Consider the following 14,773-nt stretch of genomic DNA (forward strand, 5'->3'; position numbering starts at 1 on the left):
ATGGCGGGGGCGGTGGAAGGCGACGCCGCGGCGCACACGAGGATGTTCGGTCGCCTCGCGCCGGTCAACTCGCACACCGTTCATCCGACGCATCTCCCGGCGAGCCCCTGCCGCCGAGACGCGTCACCGCCTCGGCGGCGTAGCCTTGCCGCATGGCCAACGTGATCGACCCTGAAAGACACGCCGATCTGATCGCGTTGCAGCGGGCGGCCAACGATGCGTTTGATGCGCTGGCCGCACACGCTCCCGGTGTGCGGGGTCTGGACCTCACCGACGAGCAACGTGCCGAGGCCGTCCGCTTCCGCAAGGAGGCGAGCGAGGCAACTCTCGCCGTCCGCGAAGCTCTCTTCGCCAGCGGGCTCCCCGAAAAGCACGACTACTACATCGCTTCCCAGGCTCTGAAGAGTGCGGCACGCACCGAACCCGCTTCGAGGTAGCCCCGCCCCGGCGTGCGCGATTTGCTCCGGGGCCGGTTGTCCGAGGTGTGCTGCATCATCGCGGCCATGACGACAACGTGAGTACACAACGCGGCATCCCCGACACCCGTGCTGGCGGCCTGGCATCGTCCGTGGGCGGGAATCCGCATCGGGACGCGCCGTGTGATCAGCAGAGGCAGAGGCCGTTTCCGCACTTGGCGAACAGGCGCTGATGAACGCAGGTTCCAAAAGGAGACACGGAATCTGTGGCAGGCCTTCGAAAGGCTCGGTATCCGTCGTGAGGACTTCCCGTGCACCCAGCATGCGCAGCGCGAAGTGAGCTTCACCTCGGGGCACTTGATGACCCGGGGGATCGTCGCGCCCCTGGCAAGTATGGTGATCATGGTCATTGCCGTGCCGGTTCTGTCATTGGTGGCCTTGGGCTTGGCACGCCACTACGGCCTCGACAGCTTGGAACGGGCGGCAGCCTATGTCCACCAGCAGTGGGGCAAGGCTCCTGACGAGACTGCGGCGGGACGGAACCCGCTCTTCGCCGGGTTGGCGCAGCTCGGCCTGTTCGGGACCGCTCTCTGGGTCATGTTGCGCACCTTGCGCGGGGGAGCCATTCGCAAGTATTGGCTGACGCAGCGCACGGGGGCAGCGATCGTGCGGTGCGCGGAGGCGAAGGCCGTACCGGAGATCGAACGGCTGGATCAGGTACGACGCGTGGGCAGCCTGTGCCGGGCCGTCGAGTGGAGCATCTGGCGCTCCCACCGGTGGCGGGGCGGCATGAAACGGAGCGATCCGAATCGTACTGTCGCCCGCCAGCACGCAGCCCTGGTCATCGCCGCATTGCACCGAGCACAGGAAAGGCTCCATCAAAGGCCCGATGACGCGGCTTTGGATTCACTGGCGGCGACGCTTGCGAAAATCGGGGAGCGGCACGCCGCCGCCAGAGTCCTTGACCTTCTCCCCGCGAAGAAGCTCCGCGGCCTCACGGCGGTGTCGCTGCGACGTCAGGCGTTCCGCGAGTCGGTGGCTATCGTGCGTGGCCTGGCCGCTGCCATGATTGCCGCGTTTGTCTTGGACCCGCTCTTGCCTGAGCTAGGAGTACGTGAGGAGCTTGTCGGCTGGTTCCTCGTGGGCGGTGCCGCTATCGCCGCCGTTCTGGCTGCCGGCTGGGGCCGTGTCCGCGAGTTCCTGAGCATCTTCCCCGGCTCGTGACGGTCCTCCCACGAAACCGGTGCGACCACCGTCAAACCGCTGATGGCAGCTCCAGCGCTGCGAGAACGTGACGACGCGGCGTTCAACTCTGCAACAGAGGCGCGTTTGTCCAAGCAGAGGTGGATGCGTTCGGCCTTCGCCCGCTGTGCCAAGGGCCGATGCGCTGAATGCGGCGCAATCGGCGTCGCGTTGTGGCTGCTTCCGGCAGGACGCAGCCACAACGCATTCCCGACCGCACCATGGCGGGGGACTCAGCTGCGGGCGCCTGCCTTGTGGAGTGCCTTGTTCAGGTGGGTGTCGACCAGGCCAGGGGAGCCGGAGACGACCACGAGGATGCTGCCGTTCCGTACGGCCGCTTGCTTGATGATGCTGCTGCGCCCGGCCACGGTGAGGGTGAGGAGCTGGCCCCACCGCTCCTCGCCCTTCTTGGTCACGGGTGTCTTCTGCGTGGTGACCTCGATGGGTGTGCTGCCGTCGGTGACCTGGTAGGTCGGGCAGGAGCCCATCGCCTCGAAGATCCGCCTGGTGCCTTGCGAGAGTTTGGTCTCGGTGTCGCTGTAGAGCTCCTCGGTCACTTCCGAGTCCGCCCCACCTGCGTAGGAGAAGGCGGCCTTCGCGCGGTGCTGGAAGTCCAGGGTGCCGCTGGCTGCGGCGTCACCGCCCAGCTTCTCAAGCGCCGGGCATCCGACCACGGTCATGTCGTCGTGGCCGGCGGGACGTTCGGGCTTGAGCGTGTATCCCTCGCCCAGGTCGCTGGTGTCCAGCAACTGCTTCTCGAGCTGGCCGGAGGAGAGCGGCGCGGCCGGCTCTGCCTCCTGCGCGGAGTCCGAAGCGGACGTCGCCTTGTCTTCCGGGGTGTTGGGGCTGCTGTGGGAGCAGCCCGTCACGGTGAGCAGGGAGATGACGGCGGCGCTGAGCACGGCGTTGGTGGTGGCGCGTTTGGGCATGGTGGAACCCCCAGGGTCGTCGCGGTAAGTGCTGACAGACCGGCCGGAAGTCCGGCCGTGGGGGTTGAAGGGATGGGGGTCAGAGGCCGAGGGCCTTGAGGCCGTCCTCGACGCTGGCGTGGACGCCGGTGAGTGGGCCGCTGTTGCGGTTGTACCAGGCGGCATCCAGCCTCGGTTCATGCGTATCATGCCCGCCCGGGCAGCGCAGCCAGACGTGCTCACCCATGATGAACACCACCCAGTTCCGGTAGGCACCGCACTGCGGGCACTCGCGGACCTCGCCGTGGATGACGAGCGGCTCATCGTGGCGCATCATCAGCCCGGTCAGCTCCTCGCGGATGGGCGCCCGCAGCTCCTCGGGGAGGAACTCCTCCTCTACGGAAGGCGCTTGGGTGGGTGCCGGCTCGCTCCTGGGGGAGGAGATCGAACCGGCGTAGCGCTCGTGCATCAGGAGCGCCCTTTGCATCTGCTCATCCAACATTCGTTCCCTCTCCCGGCGCACGCGTACGCGTCGGAACATGCGGTCCCCTCTCGTTCGTCCTGCAGGCCACCCAGATCATCTCGCGACACCGCGACAGTTTCTAGACAAAGTTTCCTGAACCTCACCGGCCCCGGCGCCGTCCTTCCTGCTGCGCTGTGACCTGCGTGGACGCACGCGTGCGCGACGGCCCGGCACTGCCTGCTGGGGGCATGGCGGTGGTGTCGGCGGGCAGGTCGGCTGCCCGGCGCAGTCGCCAGACCAGGACGTCGCTGACCGACTCTGCCGTGTCCAACTCCCGCCGTGCTGCTGCCTTGCTCAGGAAGGTGGCGGGGTCGTGGCCGGCGGCTTCGGCGTCAGCGAGGGTGGCCGCGAGTGCGTGCCAGCCGGGCTCGGCCAGCACCCGCTCGGCCAGTTCCGGCACCGCTTCCCGCACAACTGCGGCCTGCTTTCGCTCTTGCCCTTGCGGGAGTTGGCGGCCCCGGCGGTGGAGCGTGCCCATGGGGTGCCCGGCGGCCTGTTGGTAGGCGGCGCGCAGATGTGCCGCGGCCTGGTGGGCCGCGGCTGCTTGTTGGGCGTGGTGGTGTCGGCTGTGCCAGTTCGCGGCGGCGATGGTGAGGAAGAAGAGCATGTCGATGACCATCGCGGTGGTGGCGCCGTCCTCGCCACGGCCGAGGGCCGGGCCGCTGTGGACGAGGTCGCGTGCGGCCTGGCGCAGGGCACGGTCGTGGCCGCGTACGGCCCGGATGTGGGAGCGGGAGGCACGCTCGAACGCCCATGCCGCTTCACGCAGTTCGCGTCTGGTGTGGGCGGCGGAAGTCTTGGCGAGGGCGTCGAGGACTTCACCGCCGGCCGCGATCTGCGCGGCTATGGCCCCGTCGTCGCCCTGGTCGATGACCAGCACCGCCGACCAGGCGGCCTGCGTCGCGCCACGTCGGGCCGCTGCCGCTCGGCTCACCCGAGGGCCCGCGGCCCGCCCCCCGGTCTCCTCACCGGCGGAGCCGGCGTTGTGGTTGCTGGTGAAGCGTTCGCGGATGCGGGGCAGGGACAGGTCGGGTGCGAGCTTGGAGCCGGAGTAGAAGACGGGCTTGCCCGCCTTGTTGGAGTCCCCGGGCAGCGCGACGGTGTAGCCGAGGAGGTCACCTGAGGGGGCGGTCCGTCGGCGGATGAGGAGACCGGCCGAGGCGAGCCGGGCGAAGAACTCCTCCTCGTCACTCGCGCCGGCCACCGCACGGCGGACCGCTTCACGCAGCTCCTCACGCGGCGTGATTTCCCGCTGGCGACGCTGGGCTTTGTGTTTCTCGGCGCTGGTGGGCCGCTGGGCGGCTGTGCCGTCGCCGGCGTTGACGAGGGTGAGACCCAGTTCCTTCTCCAGCAGGCGGCATGCGGCGTGGGCACGCTTGCCGGAGCGGTAGTCATCGGGACGGCCTCCGTCCTCTTTCACCGTCGTGGCGACGAGGTGGATGTGGTCGTCCGCGTGGCGTACGGCGGCCCAGCGGCAGCCGCTCGCCCCCTCACCCGGGTCGATGCCGGCGGCCGACACAACCCGGCGGGCGATGTCCGCCCACTCCTCGTCGCTCAGGAGGCGGTCGCCGGGGGCGGCGCGCACGGAGCAGTGCCACACGTGCTTGCCAGGTCTGCGGTGTGCGGGCAGAGCCTGGACGGGCTGGTCGAGAAGGGACTGCAGGTCCTTGAGGGTGGCGTCCGGATCCCGGCCGGGGTCGGGCGACATGCCATCGAAGGAGGCCACCAGATGCGGATCGGTGTGCTCCTCATACTTGCCGGGACCGTAGAGGTAGGACAGCAGCCCGAGGGTGCGCCCTCCGGCCTTGTGCACTTTCGGGATCACGGCGAGTTCTGCTGCCGGAGCAGGGCGCTGGCGGCCTCGTGGACGCGGTCGGCAGCGGCCTTGACGGCGTCGATGGCCTGAGGGAGCTGGGGTGCCTCGGAGCCGGAGTTGACGGCTTTCATGGCCTGGTTGAGGTTGCTGCCTGCCCAGCCCAGGCGCCGCCTGCTCTCGAACAGTGCAGTGATGACGTCGCGTTCGTCGGCGATCTCGGCGGCGGTGCGCTGAAGGTCACGGGCCGCGGCCAGGGCGGAGCGGGCGAGGAACCCGGCAACGGACAACTCACACTCAGCGGCGGCGGACGTGACGAGCGCGAACTCGTCGTCATTGAAACGCGTGTTGGGCTGATGTAGACGCTTCGTCTGTCGGGGCTGGCGCGGGCGCTGACGAGCGCGCGTGTCGGCGCGTGTGCGGCTGCTGTCGCAGCACGCGAGCACATCCCCTCCCTCAGGCTGCGGACCGCCCTCGGCCGCAGCCTGCCGGACCTGTGCCCCCTGGCGCAGGCCCGCTCCCGCCACCCCCGGGGCGGGTTCGCCGGAAGCTACGCTTCCGGCCCAACTTGCTCGCGTCGAGATCGAGTTGGTCTTCGACTCCTGCTCGTCGCGGTCCGGGGTGTTGCTCGGGTTCGTCATAGGCTGCGGGTCTCCTGTCGTGCGCGGTGCTGGAGTTGGGCGGCGAGTTCGATCACGGCGCTCGGTCCGTCCAGCACACAGACCGGGGCTTCGGGCTGGTGCTGGATAAGCCACTGGCCGTTCGGAGCACGAAGGGCCGCGTGGAGGAGTCCGTAGCGGACCAGGACGTCCGCCCAGGCGCCGGCTTCGGCCTCGGTCGCCACGTGCCGATGCGCATTGGTTTGGGTCATGGGTGAACTCCGTTGCGGGGAAGGGCTGGTGGGTCGCTAGGTCCCGTGGCCTGGGGCTTTGTTGTTGTCAGCCGCATTCGCGGCAGTGGGTCAGGTGCCGGTTGAGGGCTTGGGCCATGCGCTGGCGGGCGCCGAGGGCGCTGGTGTGGCTGACCTTGGCCGAGGTCTCGCCCTGGTGCCGCTCGGCGTGGTTGAGCAGGAAGGTGATGTCCTGCTCGAAACCGGCTTTGATGCGCGCGAATTGCTTGCAGGTCCTCACTTGGTCCTCCTCCGCGGCTGGGGCAGGTGTGCCAGGGCCGGGTCCCGGTAGAGGCGTTGCTGGAGTGCGGTGAACCGCTCGTTGCTCAGCGGGATGCCGTTACTGCGCAGGTGAGGGCGCAGCGCTTTGCGGGTCATGCGTCCCTCGGTCAGAGCCGCCTGCCGTGCGACCGGAATCAGGTCTTCCAGGGAGACCGGTTCACCGCCCGACTGCTGGGCTTGGTCCGCGTCTTCGTCCGCCTCTTCCTCATCCCGGTCCGGAGACGGTCCGGTCTCGTACGGTGTGACGGTCCGGTCCGGGGAGGTGTTGGTCCGCGGGCCGTCTTGTGCGGGTGGCTGTTGGTCCGCGGAGGTTCCGTCACGGTCCGCCGGACCGTTGGTGAGGTCGGGTTCGGTCCGGTCCGCAGACGGTCCGGAGGTGGTCCGGTCCGGGGACGGTCCGGTCTGGTGTGGTGCGGCGGTCCGGTCCGGAGACGGTCCGGCATCCGCGGTCCGGTCCGCGAACGGTCCGGAGGTGGTCCGGTCCGGGGACGGTCCGGATTCGTGTGGTGCGGCGGTCCGGTCTGGAGACGGTCCGGCATCCGCGGTCCGGTCCGCGAACGGTCCGGAGGTGGTCCGGTCCGGGGACGGTCCGGATTCGTGTGGTGCGGCGGTCCGGTCTGGGGTATGCGGATGGTCTGCCGTGTGGCCTGCGGTGATGCTGGTTCGCGAACGGTCCGCAGCAGGACGCTGCTGGTGACCGGAACTCCCGGCAGGTTGGTCCCCGTTCGCTTTGGTTGGCCATTGCGGCGGTCCGGTCCGGTGGTCCAGTCCGGCATTGGCGGTCCGGTCCGGGGAGGTGTTGGTCCGCGGACGGTCCTGTGCGGGTGGCTGTTGGTCCGCGGAGGTTCCGTCACGGTCCGCCGGACCGTTGGTGAGGTCGGGTTCGGTCCGGTGGTCCGGTCCGGCATCCGCGGTCCGGTCCGGGGAGGTGCTGGTCCCCGGACCGTCTTGTGCGGGGGACGGTCCGCTGCGGTCCGGCGGACTGTGGGTGAGGTCGGGTTCGGTCCGCTGGACGGGACCGGCGGTGTGGGCCTCGTGCGGACCAGTCCGGGCACGGTCCGCCGTGGACTCGGTCTGCGCCAACTCCGTCTGCCGGGTCTGGTCGGTGTGCTGAGTGGTCCGGCGGCGGGCGGCGCGGCTGGTTCGGGTCCGGTCCGCGGGGTGGTGGCGGGTGATGAGGATGTAGAGGTGGACCGCTCCAGCAAGGGCGAGCGGCGCGAGGGTGGACAGGACCGCGACGACCGTGTCGCCCAGGCGCAGACCGCCGGCGTTGGTCTGCTGGTTGAGGCGGACCGCGTGCAGGGCGTTGGCCCAGATGCTGGCGGCGGTGGCGGTGCCGAACAGCGTCCACACATACAGCCTGGCGCGCAGGGGTGCGGTGGAGAGCACGAGCAGGGCGCGGACGCCGTAGGCGATGAAGCCGTCGATGACCAGTGGGAAGAGGTAGGTCAGCAGGCCGCGGATGTGGATGGCGACGGCCATCTGCTGCAGCGCGTCGTAGCTCAGGGCGCAGCCGGCTGCGCCCAGGAGCACGATGGCCAGCCTGTCCCAGGGCCCGATGGGGGCGACGGCGAGCGCCGTGTCGGGGTTGTTCACGCGGCCTCCTCGAGTTCGTCGAGGAGCTTTTGGGTGTGTTGCTGGTGGTGCAGTGGCGGGCGCGTTTCTTCGTCTTCGTCTGTCTCCGTCTGCGTCGTTTTCTTCTTGGCCGGGTCGCCGTTGGTGGTGTCGGTGCTTTTCTTAGTGTCGGGGTGCTCGGTGAAGTAGCGGTCGCGGTCGGCGACTTCGTGCCGCGCGGTCCGGAGCAGGTCGCGGGCCCAGCTGTAGTCCACGCGCAGCAGAGCCGCGAGGCGTTCGGGCCTCCAGCCGCAGGTGTAGGCGTGGCGGGCGACGGTGGCGCGTTCGTCCTTGCTGAGATGGACGTCGCGGCCGTGGAGGACGGCGCGGATGCGGGCGTAGTCGATCCGGTGGGCGACCTTCTCGTGCCACGGTGTGCGTTCGTCTTCGGTCAGCCCGGCCCAGATGCCCTCCTTGCTCTCGGTGTCCAGGGCCGCGTTGAAGCAGGCCTGGCGCACGGGGCAGCGGTTGCATATCTGCTTCGCTTCCTTGATGGCGCACAGGTCGCGGGGGCGGGGGAAGAAGAGCTCTTCGGCTTCGGCGGGGTCCATGCCGGAGCACAGGGCACGGTCGTGCCAGCTGTGGTCGGCGATACCGCGCAGGCCGGTCGGTGGGGCGTCGTTGGTGGTGATGTAGTGCAAGGCGTTGGTCTCCGTTCCTCTGGCCGGGCAGGGCGGTGCCGGCGTGAGGGGCGTGGTGCGCGGCGTCAGCGCACGCCGCGAGAAAGTCGAGCGGCGGTCAGCCGGTGGCGGCGAAGCGGCGGTCGGGGCCGTCGAATTCGAGGGGCTGGCACATGCCGGAGAGGCGGGAGAGGATCCGGTCCCCGATGCGGTCGCGCAGGACGGGCTGCTTCGGGTCGGTGCCGGTGGTGCGGACCGGGGGAAGGTTGCTGGTGATCAGCGTGGGAAGCCGGTTCTGGCAGCGCCAGTTGAGAAGGCGGAAGGTGATCTCCTCGGTCCACTCGCTGCACTTGGCTGCACCAAGGTCGTCCAGCAGCAGCAGCGGCACCCGCGTGATGCGGCGCAGCACCAGCTCCGGGTCCGCGCCCTGCCCGGGCCGCAGTTCGCCGTAGAGGTCGGCGGCGGTGGTGGCATTCCAGCGCACCCCGCATCCGGCGGCGGTCAGGGCACGAATCGCACCGTAGGCCTGGTGGGTCTTGCCGGTGCCCGTGCCGCCCCACAGCAAAAGCGAGGGACCGTGGGTGATCTCCCGGCGTCCCCGGCCGCCCCAATTGGGGTTCAGCCCCTCGGAGTTCGGCGCCGCCGAGCCGTCGACGATCTCCTCAACCCAGGCGGCGACACCGGGATGGTCGGCGACCGCGTCACGGTAGGCGTGCGGGATGCGGCGCTGCGCCGCCTCCAGCGCGGGGTGCGGCTCATGCGTCTCCGCCACCCGTGGCTGGGCCGGGTCGATCCCCCGCGCGGCCAGCGCGGCCTCCAGGCGGGTGCGGAGCCGATCGGAGACCGCGGGTCGAGGGCTCTCGAGCACGGGTGTCATCGGCCGCCTCCGAACGTCGTCGGTTCAGGCGTCGTCGGGTTGAAGTACGGCGTGTACCCGGACCCGTTGCTGGCCCATGGGCCCCCGCCGGAGGCGCCGAAGGCAGCCATCGGTTCGGCGTTGAGGACCTCGTTGACCACGCTGGGCAGGACACTCGGATGCAGGCCCTTGGTCCGCAGCCGCTCCAACGCCGTGCGGATCGGCCCCGGTTCGAAGCCCTCCTCCAGGAGGATGCGGACCTTGCGCCCCAGATGCCCGAGGGTGTCCTTCGGCGGACGGTGGAGGCAGGCGGCGACGTACTCGCCGACCAGATCCTTCGCCGAGACCGATCCAGGGACGGTCGGCGGCGCGGGCGCCTCGCGCCCCGTAAGGAATGATCCAGGATCCAAGATCCTAGGTTCAGGCGCCGAGCCCTCGTCGAGCCCTCCCCGAGGACTCGTCGAGCCCTCCCCGAATTCCGGTTGACCTGCGCATTCACCCTCCGGTGGGGAGGAGTTGGTCCTGGGAGGGGCCGGAGGCTCCCAGGAGTCCGTCTTGGCCTCTGCGGCTCGCCAACCCGCGGGCACCAATTCGGACGAATCCGCCCGATCGAGCCCTCGACGAGGATTCACCGAATCCGGTTCGCAGGCCGGAGCCGGAGCCGGAGCCGGAGCCGGAGGCAGAGCGGGAGCCGGAGTGGTGCCCGCAGCCGCAGCCGGTGCGGAGGTGGGGGGGGGGAAGGAGGCGTGCTGCGGGCAGTGTTCGCCCTGGCAACCCCCGCATTCCTGCTGGGCCTGGTGGTGCGGGCACCGCGGCAGGCGCGAGGAGCTGGGCCGGTCGATCTTCTGGTGCCGCTCCCAGGTGATGATGTGGAAGTAGGCGTGGCCGTTGCAGCCGGTGTAGCGGCAGATCAGCCCCGCCTCCGCGAGCTGCTCCAGGTCGCGGGCGACGTGGGCGGGTGTGTGCTGGGGGCGCAGCGCCCACAGCCGTCCGGCGAGGATCGCGGGATGGTCGCGGACGCGTCCCTTGTCGTCGGCGAGGGTGAGGGAGCCGACGAAGGTGCGCTCGGCGGTGACGTCGACCGAGGCGAGGTCCTCGCTCTCGAACATCTCCGGCTTCACGGTGCGGATGCGCGCCATCAGGCGTCACCTCCGTCCAGGAGCGCGGTGCGCAGATCGAAGGTGTGCGGCTGCTGCCACCCGGCGCCGGGGTGGGTGCGGATGACCCAGCGGGCGGCGCTCAGCGCCTGGGTGCGGGTCACCCGCACCTTCTCGCCGTGCTCGTCGGTGGCCGTGAGTTCCAGGTGCGGCCAGGGTGTGCGCGGATCCTGAAGGCGCACCCGGACCCGTGCGACGTGCGGAAGCATCTGGGCGAGTTGCCGGGCCATGGCCTCGGCGCGAGAGGCAGGGGCTGCCGCGCAGGCCGCGACTTCGGGCCTTTTGCGCAGGGCAAGCGACATGCGACACTCTCCTTTGAAGTAGCGCCGCTCCGGTTGGTCCCAGGGAAAGGGACCGGGGCGGTGTTGGTAGGTGATCTCCACGCCCTTGCTGGGGCGCGGGGTGTCATTGCCGTCCGGCGCCTGAGAGTTGCTGCTCTCAGGCGCCGTCGGCGTTCAGCGGGCTAAAGCCCGGGCTGTCGGTCGGCTGTGGCGGTGACCGTCCCGTAGGGGCATCCACGTCTCCTCGTCTTCGACCGCCGAACTTCGAGTGCCTGGCGGGCGACCAGCAACATACGCACACCACCGCCGAACGATCCATAGATAGCTCTCGTGGAGCTGACTCCTGGTCGCAGCGGTCCCAACTCCTGGGACAGGCATCCTTCCTGCGTCCCGTCCGGCGCAACGCAGGCTCCGGCGCTGGGTGGTTCGTGGCCTGCAGCGCGTTACGCGGACTTCGGGCCTACTGCGCCGAGGGCTGGCGCTGCCGGCTCCGTGCAGTGCTCGCGGGTAAGCGGCGATGCAGCGGCGCCGCTGTGCGGGCGCCGTTGCGCTGCGGGGAGTTGGGCATGCCAATGAGGCTATGCACAGTGCAGGCGAGTTGGCGAGTTCCCACGTGCACAATCACCGGTTCCCACGTGCACTTTCGCCCCTGATTCGGTTCCCACGTGCACAATCACCGGTTCCCACGTGCACAATCACCGCTGATTTCGGTTCCCATGTGACCTGCCGTGGTTCCCACGTGCACAACGACCGGACCTGCCCAACTCCGCTGCGGCGATGTCCATGGGTCTCCGACGCTCCGGCGCGGTCCGAGCACGGGACGGGGGCAGTCTTGACGCAATTCGTCAGGGCAAGGCCCCGTGTCGCAACAGGCGGCTCTGGGGGAGTACCGCCCGCGGGGACCCCGCGGGCGCGCTTGAGTACGGCGTCGTGGTGGTCCCCTTGGCCACCGTGGAACTCGGCGGGGCGGGCCTGTTCTCAGGCAGCGGGGTTGTGCCGGCTGGCCGGTGCGGCAGTCAGCCCGGGGTCGATCAGCAGGTCCTGGCTGACGTGGCCAGCGATGACCAGCGCGACGATCACTTCATGGAGCCAGCCCCACGGCGGGCCGGACATCTGCCGGCCGATGGTCGTGCCGATGATCCTCAGCCTCTTCAACAGCGCCCGGCGGGTGATGCCCAGAGCGGAGGCGGCCTCATCGACACTGTCGCTGGTGGCCCGGGCGATGAGGGTCTGAAGCAGGTACGCGTTCTGCTGCGTCTCCAACGGCGCGATGACCTGGTGCGCGGCGTCCCGGGCCTCGGCCGTGGCCAGGACATCGGCCAACGTCGGGTTCTGGGGGCCCTCGTTGCTTGTCCCGGACTGCGGCGCGTGGGAGGCCACGTCGAGGAGAAAGTGCAGCAGCGCCCGGTCCCGCCGCGAGGAGCCCAGCCCGAGCAGGCTGGCAAGGCGCGTGAGCCGGCCGGAAACGGTGTTGCGATGCAGCGGATCGCTCTCCCGCTCCTGGGGGTCCAGCAGCCTCGCGGTCTGCTTCGTGCCGATCGTCAGCGCCCGGTAGGAGATCTCCAGAAGCGACTCCCGATCGTCTGCTTCCAGGGGCCCCAGTTTGGACTGCAGGGCAGCTGTCGCCCAGCGGGATGCCCAGACCGGGAGCTGCTGAGAGATGCAGGGAGCACCGCCATCAGTGGCAACGGGGCCCTGCGCTGTCGTCTGTGACAGGGCGTTGACCGCGGAATTGTAGACGTGCGCGGTGCGCTCCCAGGGCTGAGGCTGGCTCAGTCCCAGCACCCTGCCGGCGCGCGCGGTCACCAGCGGAAGGAGGAGCTGCGCGGTTCCTGTGTCCTCCTCATCGCTGTGCAGTCCCCGCAGGATGACCAGATCGTCCGGCTCCGCCGGGCACGGCGCCACCAGAGCGCTGCTGCCCAGGAGACGGGCGCACTCCTCGCGCAGCTGCACGCGGTCATCACCGCTGGGGCAGCGCAGCACTCCGAACTGCATCCAGGGATGGTCGAGCAGGGTGAGCCCCAGCCCCTTCAGAGCGAGCCGGGCCTGTGCGAGAGTGCCTCGCAGAAGAGCCAGCAGAGCGGCTTCACGGATCGCGCTTGCCGACTCCGCCAGGCGCTGCTGCTGGGCTCGTTGGGCCAGCGGCTGTCGCAGCAGGCTGACATGCAGGGCAGCGGTGGCCACGAACGCCCGCTGATCGGGCCTCCAGGCGGTAGCACTGACGGCGGCCATCACAGGCCGCGGAATTCCGCCGCCCAGCGCATGCAGCAACAGATGCCCACCGGAGTCATCTGACGCCACATCAGCTTTGCCGCTCGCGACGCGCTTGAGCAGGCGGCCGGGAATCGGTTGCCCACCCGCGCTCTCCTCGTCCGCATCAACATCGATGATCCGCACGCTAGCGCCCGTCTCATCCCGCACCAGACGCAGCACCTCCTCCGGCCCCTCCCCCTGCCGGTCGAGACGAGAGGCGAGTTTCAGGAGCGACTCGGTGCGCTCATGACTCGACCGCTCGGCCCGCAACTGCGCCCGCAACAGCTCACCCTGCAGCTCCAGACCCGAACAAGCGCGGTGAGACACGAAGAGCGGCAGGCGCTCCCGCGCGGTCAGCAGCGCCAGCTGGCACGCCTCACCGACCGCCACGATGCCGACGGCCCCGGCGCCGGCCAGATGTGCGAGCAGCCGATCCACCCGCTGCCGAGCATCAAGGGCAGACACGAGGGGTTCTCCGGTCAGCAGCACCAACGCCCCGTGAACTGAACGCTGTTGCTGCGTCCCCTCATCCTCATCGAGAGGTATCAACACGACATCGCTGACAACAGACGAGAGCGAAGCCGGTTCGCTCGCCAGCGGCTTCAAAATGGCCGCGCCTCCGGAAATCAGGTCCCGTACTGTCAGCATGAATTGCTCCCCCGGTGGTCGACTGGCGCGACTGTCCATCGTGCAGCCACACCGGGGGTTTTTCTATAGTCCAGGTTTTGGTTCAATAGCTCCTTTCCGTGAAAGACCGTGACTGCATCCGGATCCGCCTGATGCGGTTCATGTCTGGGAGAGGTGCAAGCCGTTGACCAGTCCGTCTGACGCTCGCCGCCGCCGTCTGCAGCGTCTGCTTACCGCAGCGAGGGAACGGATCGACCCAGCCGAACTCGGGCTGAAGAAATCCCGGGACCCTCGCGGCAAGAAAGCATCTGGATTGACACAGAGTCAGGTAGCCCGGGCCCTTGGATGCAGCACTCAGACGTACAACAAGCTGGAATGCGGCCGAGGAACGAAACCAACCCCGGAATTCCTTCAACGCGTCGCGGAAATCCTGCAATTGAATGAGCATCAGTGGCGCGAGATGTGGCTTGCCGCAGCCGGTCACGGCCCGCCCTGGCCCCTGCACCCCGCCGAGCTGTCCGCCCCGCAGCTCTGGCTGCACGCAGTGCACGAGCTGGAGACGATGGCCTACCTCAGCAACGCTGCCTGGGAGGTACTGGAGTCCAACGACGCCTTCACGCGCATGTTCCCCGGCAAGCAGGTCCCGCCGAACGTGATGCGATGGATGCTGCTGGACCACGAAGCCCGCGAGAAGGTACTGCTGGACTGGGAAGACCGCTGGTGCCCTGCGCTCATCACACAGCTGATCGCCGCCCGAGCGACCCACCCCCACAACCCAGTGCTACGACAGCTCGAAGCGGACGTCCGCGCCGACACCGTTGCCGGCCCCATCTACCGAGGAGACGCACAGGCGTTCATCCAGCCGGACGACGAACTGCCGCTCCTCCACGCGACCCTCGGGCACGGATGGGCACGCCTGGCCTCCGCCGAGCCCATCGACAGCCCCGGAGCCCGCATCACCTTGGTCGACTTCCGCGCAGCTTCTGAACCACCGATGCCCCCTCACCCCTAGCCACAAGAGGACCCCTGCTCGTCTGGGGACAGCGGCATCCGGCAGCCGCATCTCATGGCCACCCGCCGGGAAGCGCCCTCCGGCCGGCTGAGTATCGAAGCCGCCAGCCTGGGACCGCGGACCAGCATCAGCTCGTACACCCCGCGGCGTTAAACGCGGAGCCGTCGCGAGGACGTTCGGCGCGGACGGCACGATCATCGATCGGCTCACCAGTGATGTACATGCCTGGCCAGGCCGCCTTCGGCCTTCGTCGCGGGGTCGTCGGGCTACTGCCGCGGCG

General features: G+C 69.4%; 14 protein-coding genes and 1 pseudogene. 3 read left to right on the plus strand and 12 right to left on the minus strand.

All coding sequences use genetic code 11. The annotated features are described in order from the left end of the window. Positions 1 to 152 precede the first annotated feature (152 nt). Together I004_RS0103555 and I004_RS0103560 are read left to right on the plus strand one after the other, a co-directional pair. On the plus strand, positions 153 to 437 hold the full coding sequence (locus I004_RS0103555; RefSeq protein ID WP_028434358.1) for a hypothetical protein: 285 nt from the start codon (positions 153 to 155) through the stop codon (positions 435 to 437). Between the two features lie 315 nt (positions 438 to 752). After that, complete coding sequence (locus tag I004_RS0103560) at positions 753 to 1,640, plus strand: hypothetical protein (RefSeq protein ID WP_028434359.1); 888 nt, start codon at positions 753 to 755, stop codon at positions 1,638 to 1,640. A gap of 251 nt (positions 1,641 to 1,891) precedes the next feature. On the opposite strand, the gene I004_RS0103565 is transcribed toward I004_RS0103560, so the two are convergent. The 12 genes and pseudogenes from I004_RS0103565 to I004_RS0103620 all read right to left on the minus strand — a co-directional run bounded on the left by I004_RS0103565 (position 1,892) and on the right by I004_RS0103620 (position 13,319). Beyond that, a complete protein-coding gene (locus tag I004_RS0103565) occupies positions 1,892 to 2,587 on the minus strand; it encodes a hypothetical protein (RefSeq protein WP_028434360.1) in 696 nt (231 codons plus the stop codon). Positions 2,588 to 2,666: 79 nt separating this feature from the next. Continuing rightward, on the minus strand, positions 2,667 to 3,068 hold the full coding sequence (locus tag I004_RS40090; protein WP_486579711.1) for a hypothetical protein: 402 nt from the start codon (positions 3,066 to 3,068) through the stop codon (positions 2,667 to 2,669). A 121-nt stretch (positions 3,069 to 3,189) separates the two neighbouring features. After that, on the minus strand, positions 3,190 to 4,914 hold the full coding sequence (locus tag I004_RS0103575; protein WP_028434362.1) for a relaxase/mobilization nuclease domain-containing protein: 1,725 nt from the start codon (positions 4,912 to 4,914) through the stop codon (positions 3,190 to 3,192). After that, complete coding sequence (locus tag I004_RS40095) at positions 4,911 to 5,543, minus strand: hypothetical protein (RefSeq protein ID WP_486579712.1); 633 nt, start codon at positions 5,541 to 5,543, stop codon at positions 4,911 to 4,913. The genes I004_RS0103575 and I004_RS40095 overlap by 4 nt, the downstream gene beginning before the upstream one ends. Continuing rightward, a complete protein-coding gene (locus tag I004_RS0103585) occupies positions 5,540 to 5,773 on the minus strand; it encodes a hypothetical protein (RefSeq protein ID WP_037974629.1) in 234 nt (77 codons plus the stop codon). Before I004_RS0103585 ends, I004_RS40095 begins: the two co-directional genes overlap by 4 nt. Before the next feature lie 67 nt (positions 5,774 to 5,840). Beyond that, positions 5,841 to 6,032: a hypothetical protein gene (locus I004_RS0103590; RefSeq protein WP_028434365.1), complete on the minus strand. Its 192-nt coding sequence runs from the start codon at positions 6,030 to 6,032 to the stop codon at positions 5,841 to 5,843. Between the two features lie 1,207 nt (positions 6,033 to 7,239). After that, positions 7,240 to 7,555 (minus strand): annotated as a pseudogene (locus tag I004_RS31955) (DUF2637 domain-containing protein); the annotation flags it as partial. A gap of 110 nt (positions 7,556 to 7,665) precedes the next feature. Beyond that, entirely contained in the window at positions 7,666 to 8,328 is a 663-nt protein-coding gene (locus I004_RS0103600) for a WhiB family transcriptional regulator (RefSeq protein ID WP_028434366.1), read from the minus strand. A 97-nt stretch (positions 8,329 to 8,425) separates the two neighbouring features. Next, positions 8,426 to 9,184, minus strand: coding sequence for an ATP-binding protein (locus I004_RS31960; RefSeq protein WP_037974631.1), 759 nt, complete (start codon positions 9,182 to 9,184; stop codon positions 8,426 to 8,428). Continuing rightward, positions 9,181 to 10,302: a hypothetical protein gene (locus I004_RS38885; protein ID WP_051344647.1), complete on the minus strand. Its 1,122-nt coding sequence runs from the start codon at positions 10,300 to 10,302 to the stop codon at positions 9,181 to 9,183. The genes I004_RS31960 and I004_RS38885 overlap by 4 nt, the downstream gene beginning before the upstream one ends. Then, on the minus strand, positions 10,302 to 10,622 hold the full coding sequence (locus I004_RS0103615; protein ID WP_486579713.1) for a transcriptional regulator: 321 nt from the start codon (positions 10,620 to 10,622) through the stop codon (positions 10,302 to 10,304). The genes I004_RS38885 and I004_RS0103615 overlap by 1 nt, the downstream gene beginning before the upstream one ends. Positions 10,623 to 11,579: 957 nt before the next feature. Next, positions 11,580 to 13,319 (minus strand): hypothetical protein, encoded by a 1,740-nt coding sequence (locus I004_RS0103620; protein ID WP_158676988.1) that lies wholly within the window; start codon positions 13,317 to 13,319, stop codon positions 11,580 to 11,582. Positions 13,320 to 13,794: 475 nt separating this feature from the next. Here I004_RS0103620 and I004_RS31970 point away from each other — a divergent pair, with 475 nt between their 5' ends. Next, entirely contained in the window at positions 13,795 to 14,493 is a 699-nt protein-coding gene (locus I004_RS31970) for an MmyB family transcriptional regulator (RefSeq protein ID WP_486579714.1), read from the plus strand. Positions 14,494 to 14,773: the final 280 nt, after the last annotated feature.

The organism is Streptomyces sp. TAA486, from assembly GCF_000426165.1.

Coding starts and splice junctions, on each gene's coding strand:
- I004_RS0103555 (WP_028434358.1), top strand. CDS start 153: ATGGCCAACGTGATCGACCCTGAAAGACACGCCGATCTGATCGCGTTG.
- I004_RS0103585 (WP_037974629.1), bottom strand. CDS start 5,773: ATGACCCAAACCAATGCGCATCGGCACGTGGCGACCGAGGCCGAAGCC.
- I004_RS40095 (WP_486579712.1), bottom strand. CDS start 5,543: ATGACGAACCCGAGCAACACCCCGGACCGCGACGAGCAGGAGTCGAAG.
- I004_RS38885 (WP_051344647.1), bottom strand. CDS start 10,302: ATGGCGCGCATCCGCACCGTGAAGCCGGAGATGTTCGAGAGCGAGGAC.
- I004_RS31960 (WP_037974631.1), bottom strand. CDS start 9,184: ATGACACCCGTGCTCGAGAGCCCTCGACCCGCGGTCTCCGATCGGCTC.
- I004_RS0103565 (WP_028434360.1), bottom strand. CDS start 2,587: ATGCCCAAACGCGCCACCACCAACGCCGTGCTCAGCGCCGCCGTCATC.
- I004_RS40090 (WP_486579711.1), bottom strand. CDS start 3,068: ATGTTGGATGAGCAGATGCAAAGGGCGCTCCTGATGCACGAGCGCTAC.
- I004_RS0103615 (WP_486579713.1), bottom strand. CDS start 10,622: ATGTCGCTTGCCCTGCGCAAAAGGCCCGAAGTCGCGGCCTGCGCGGCA.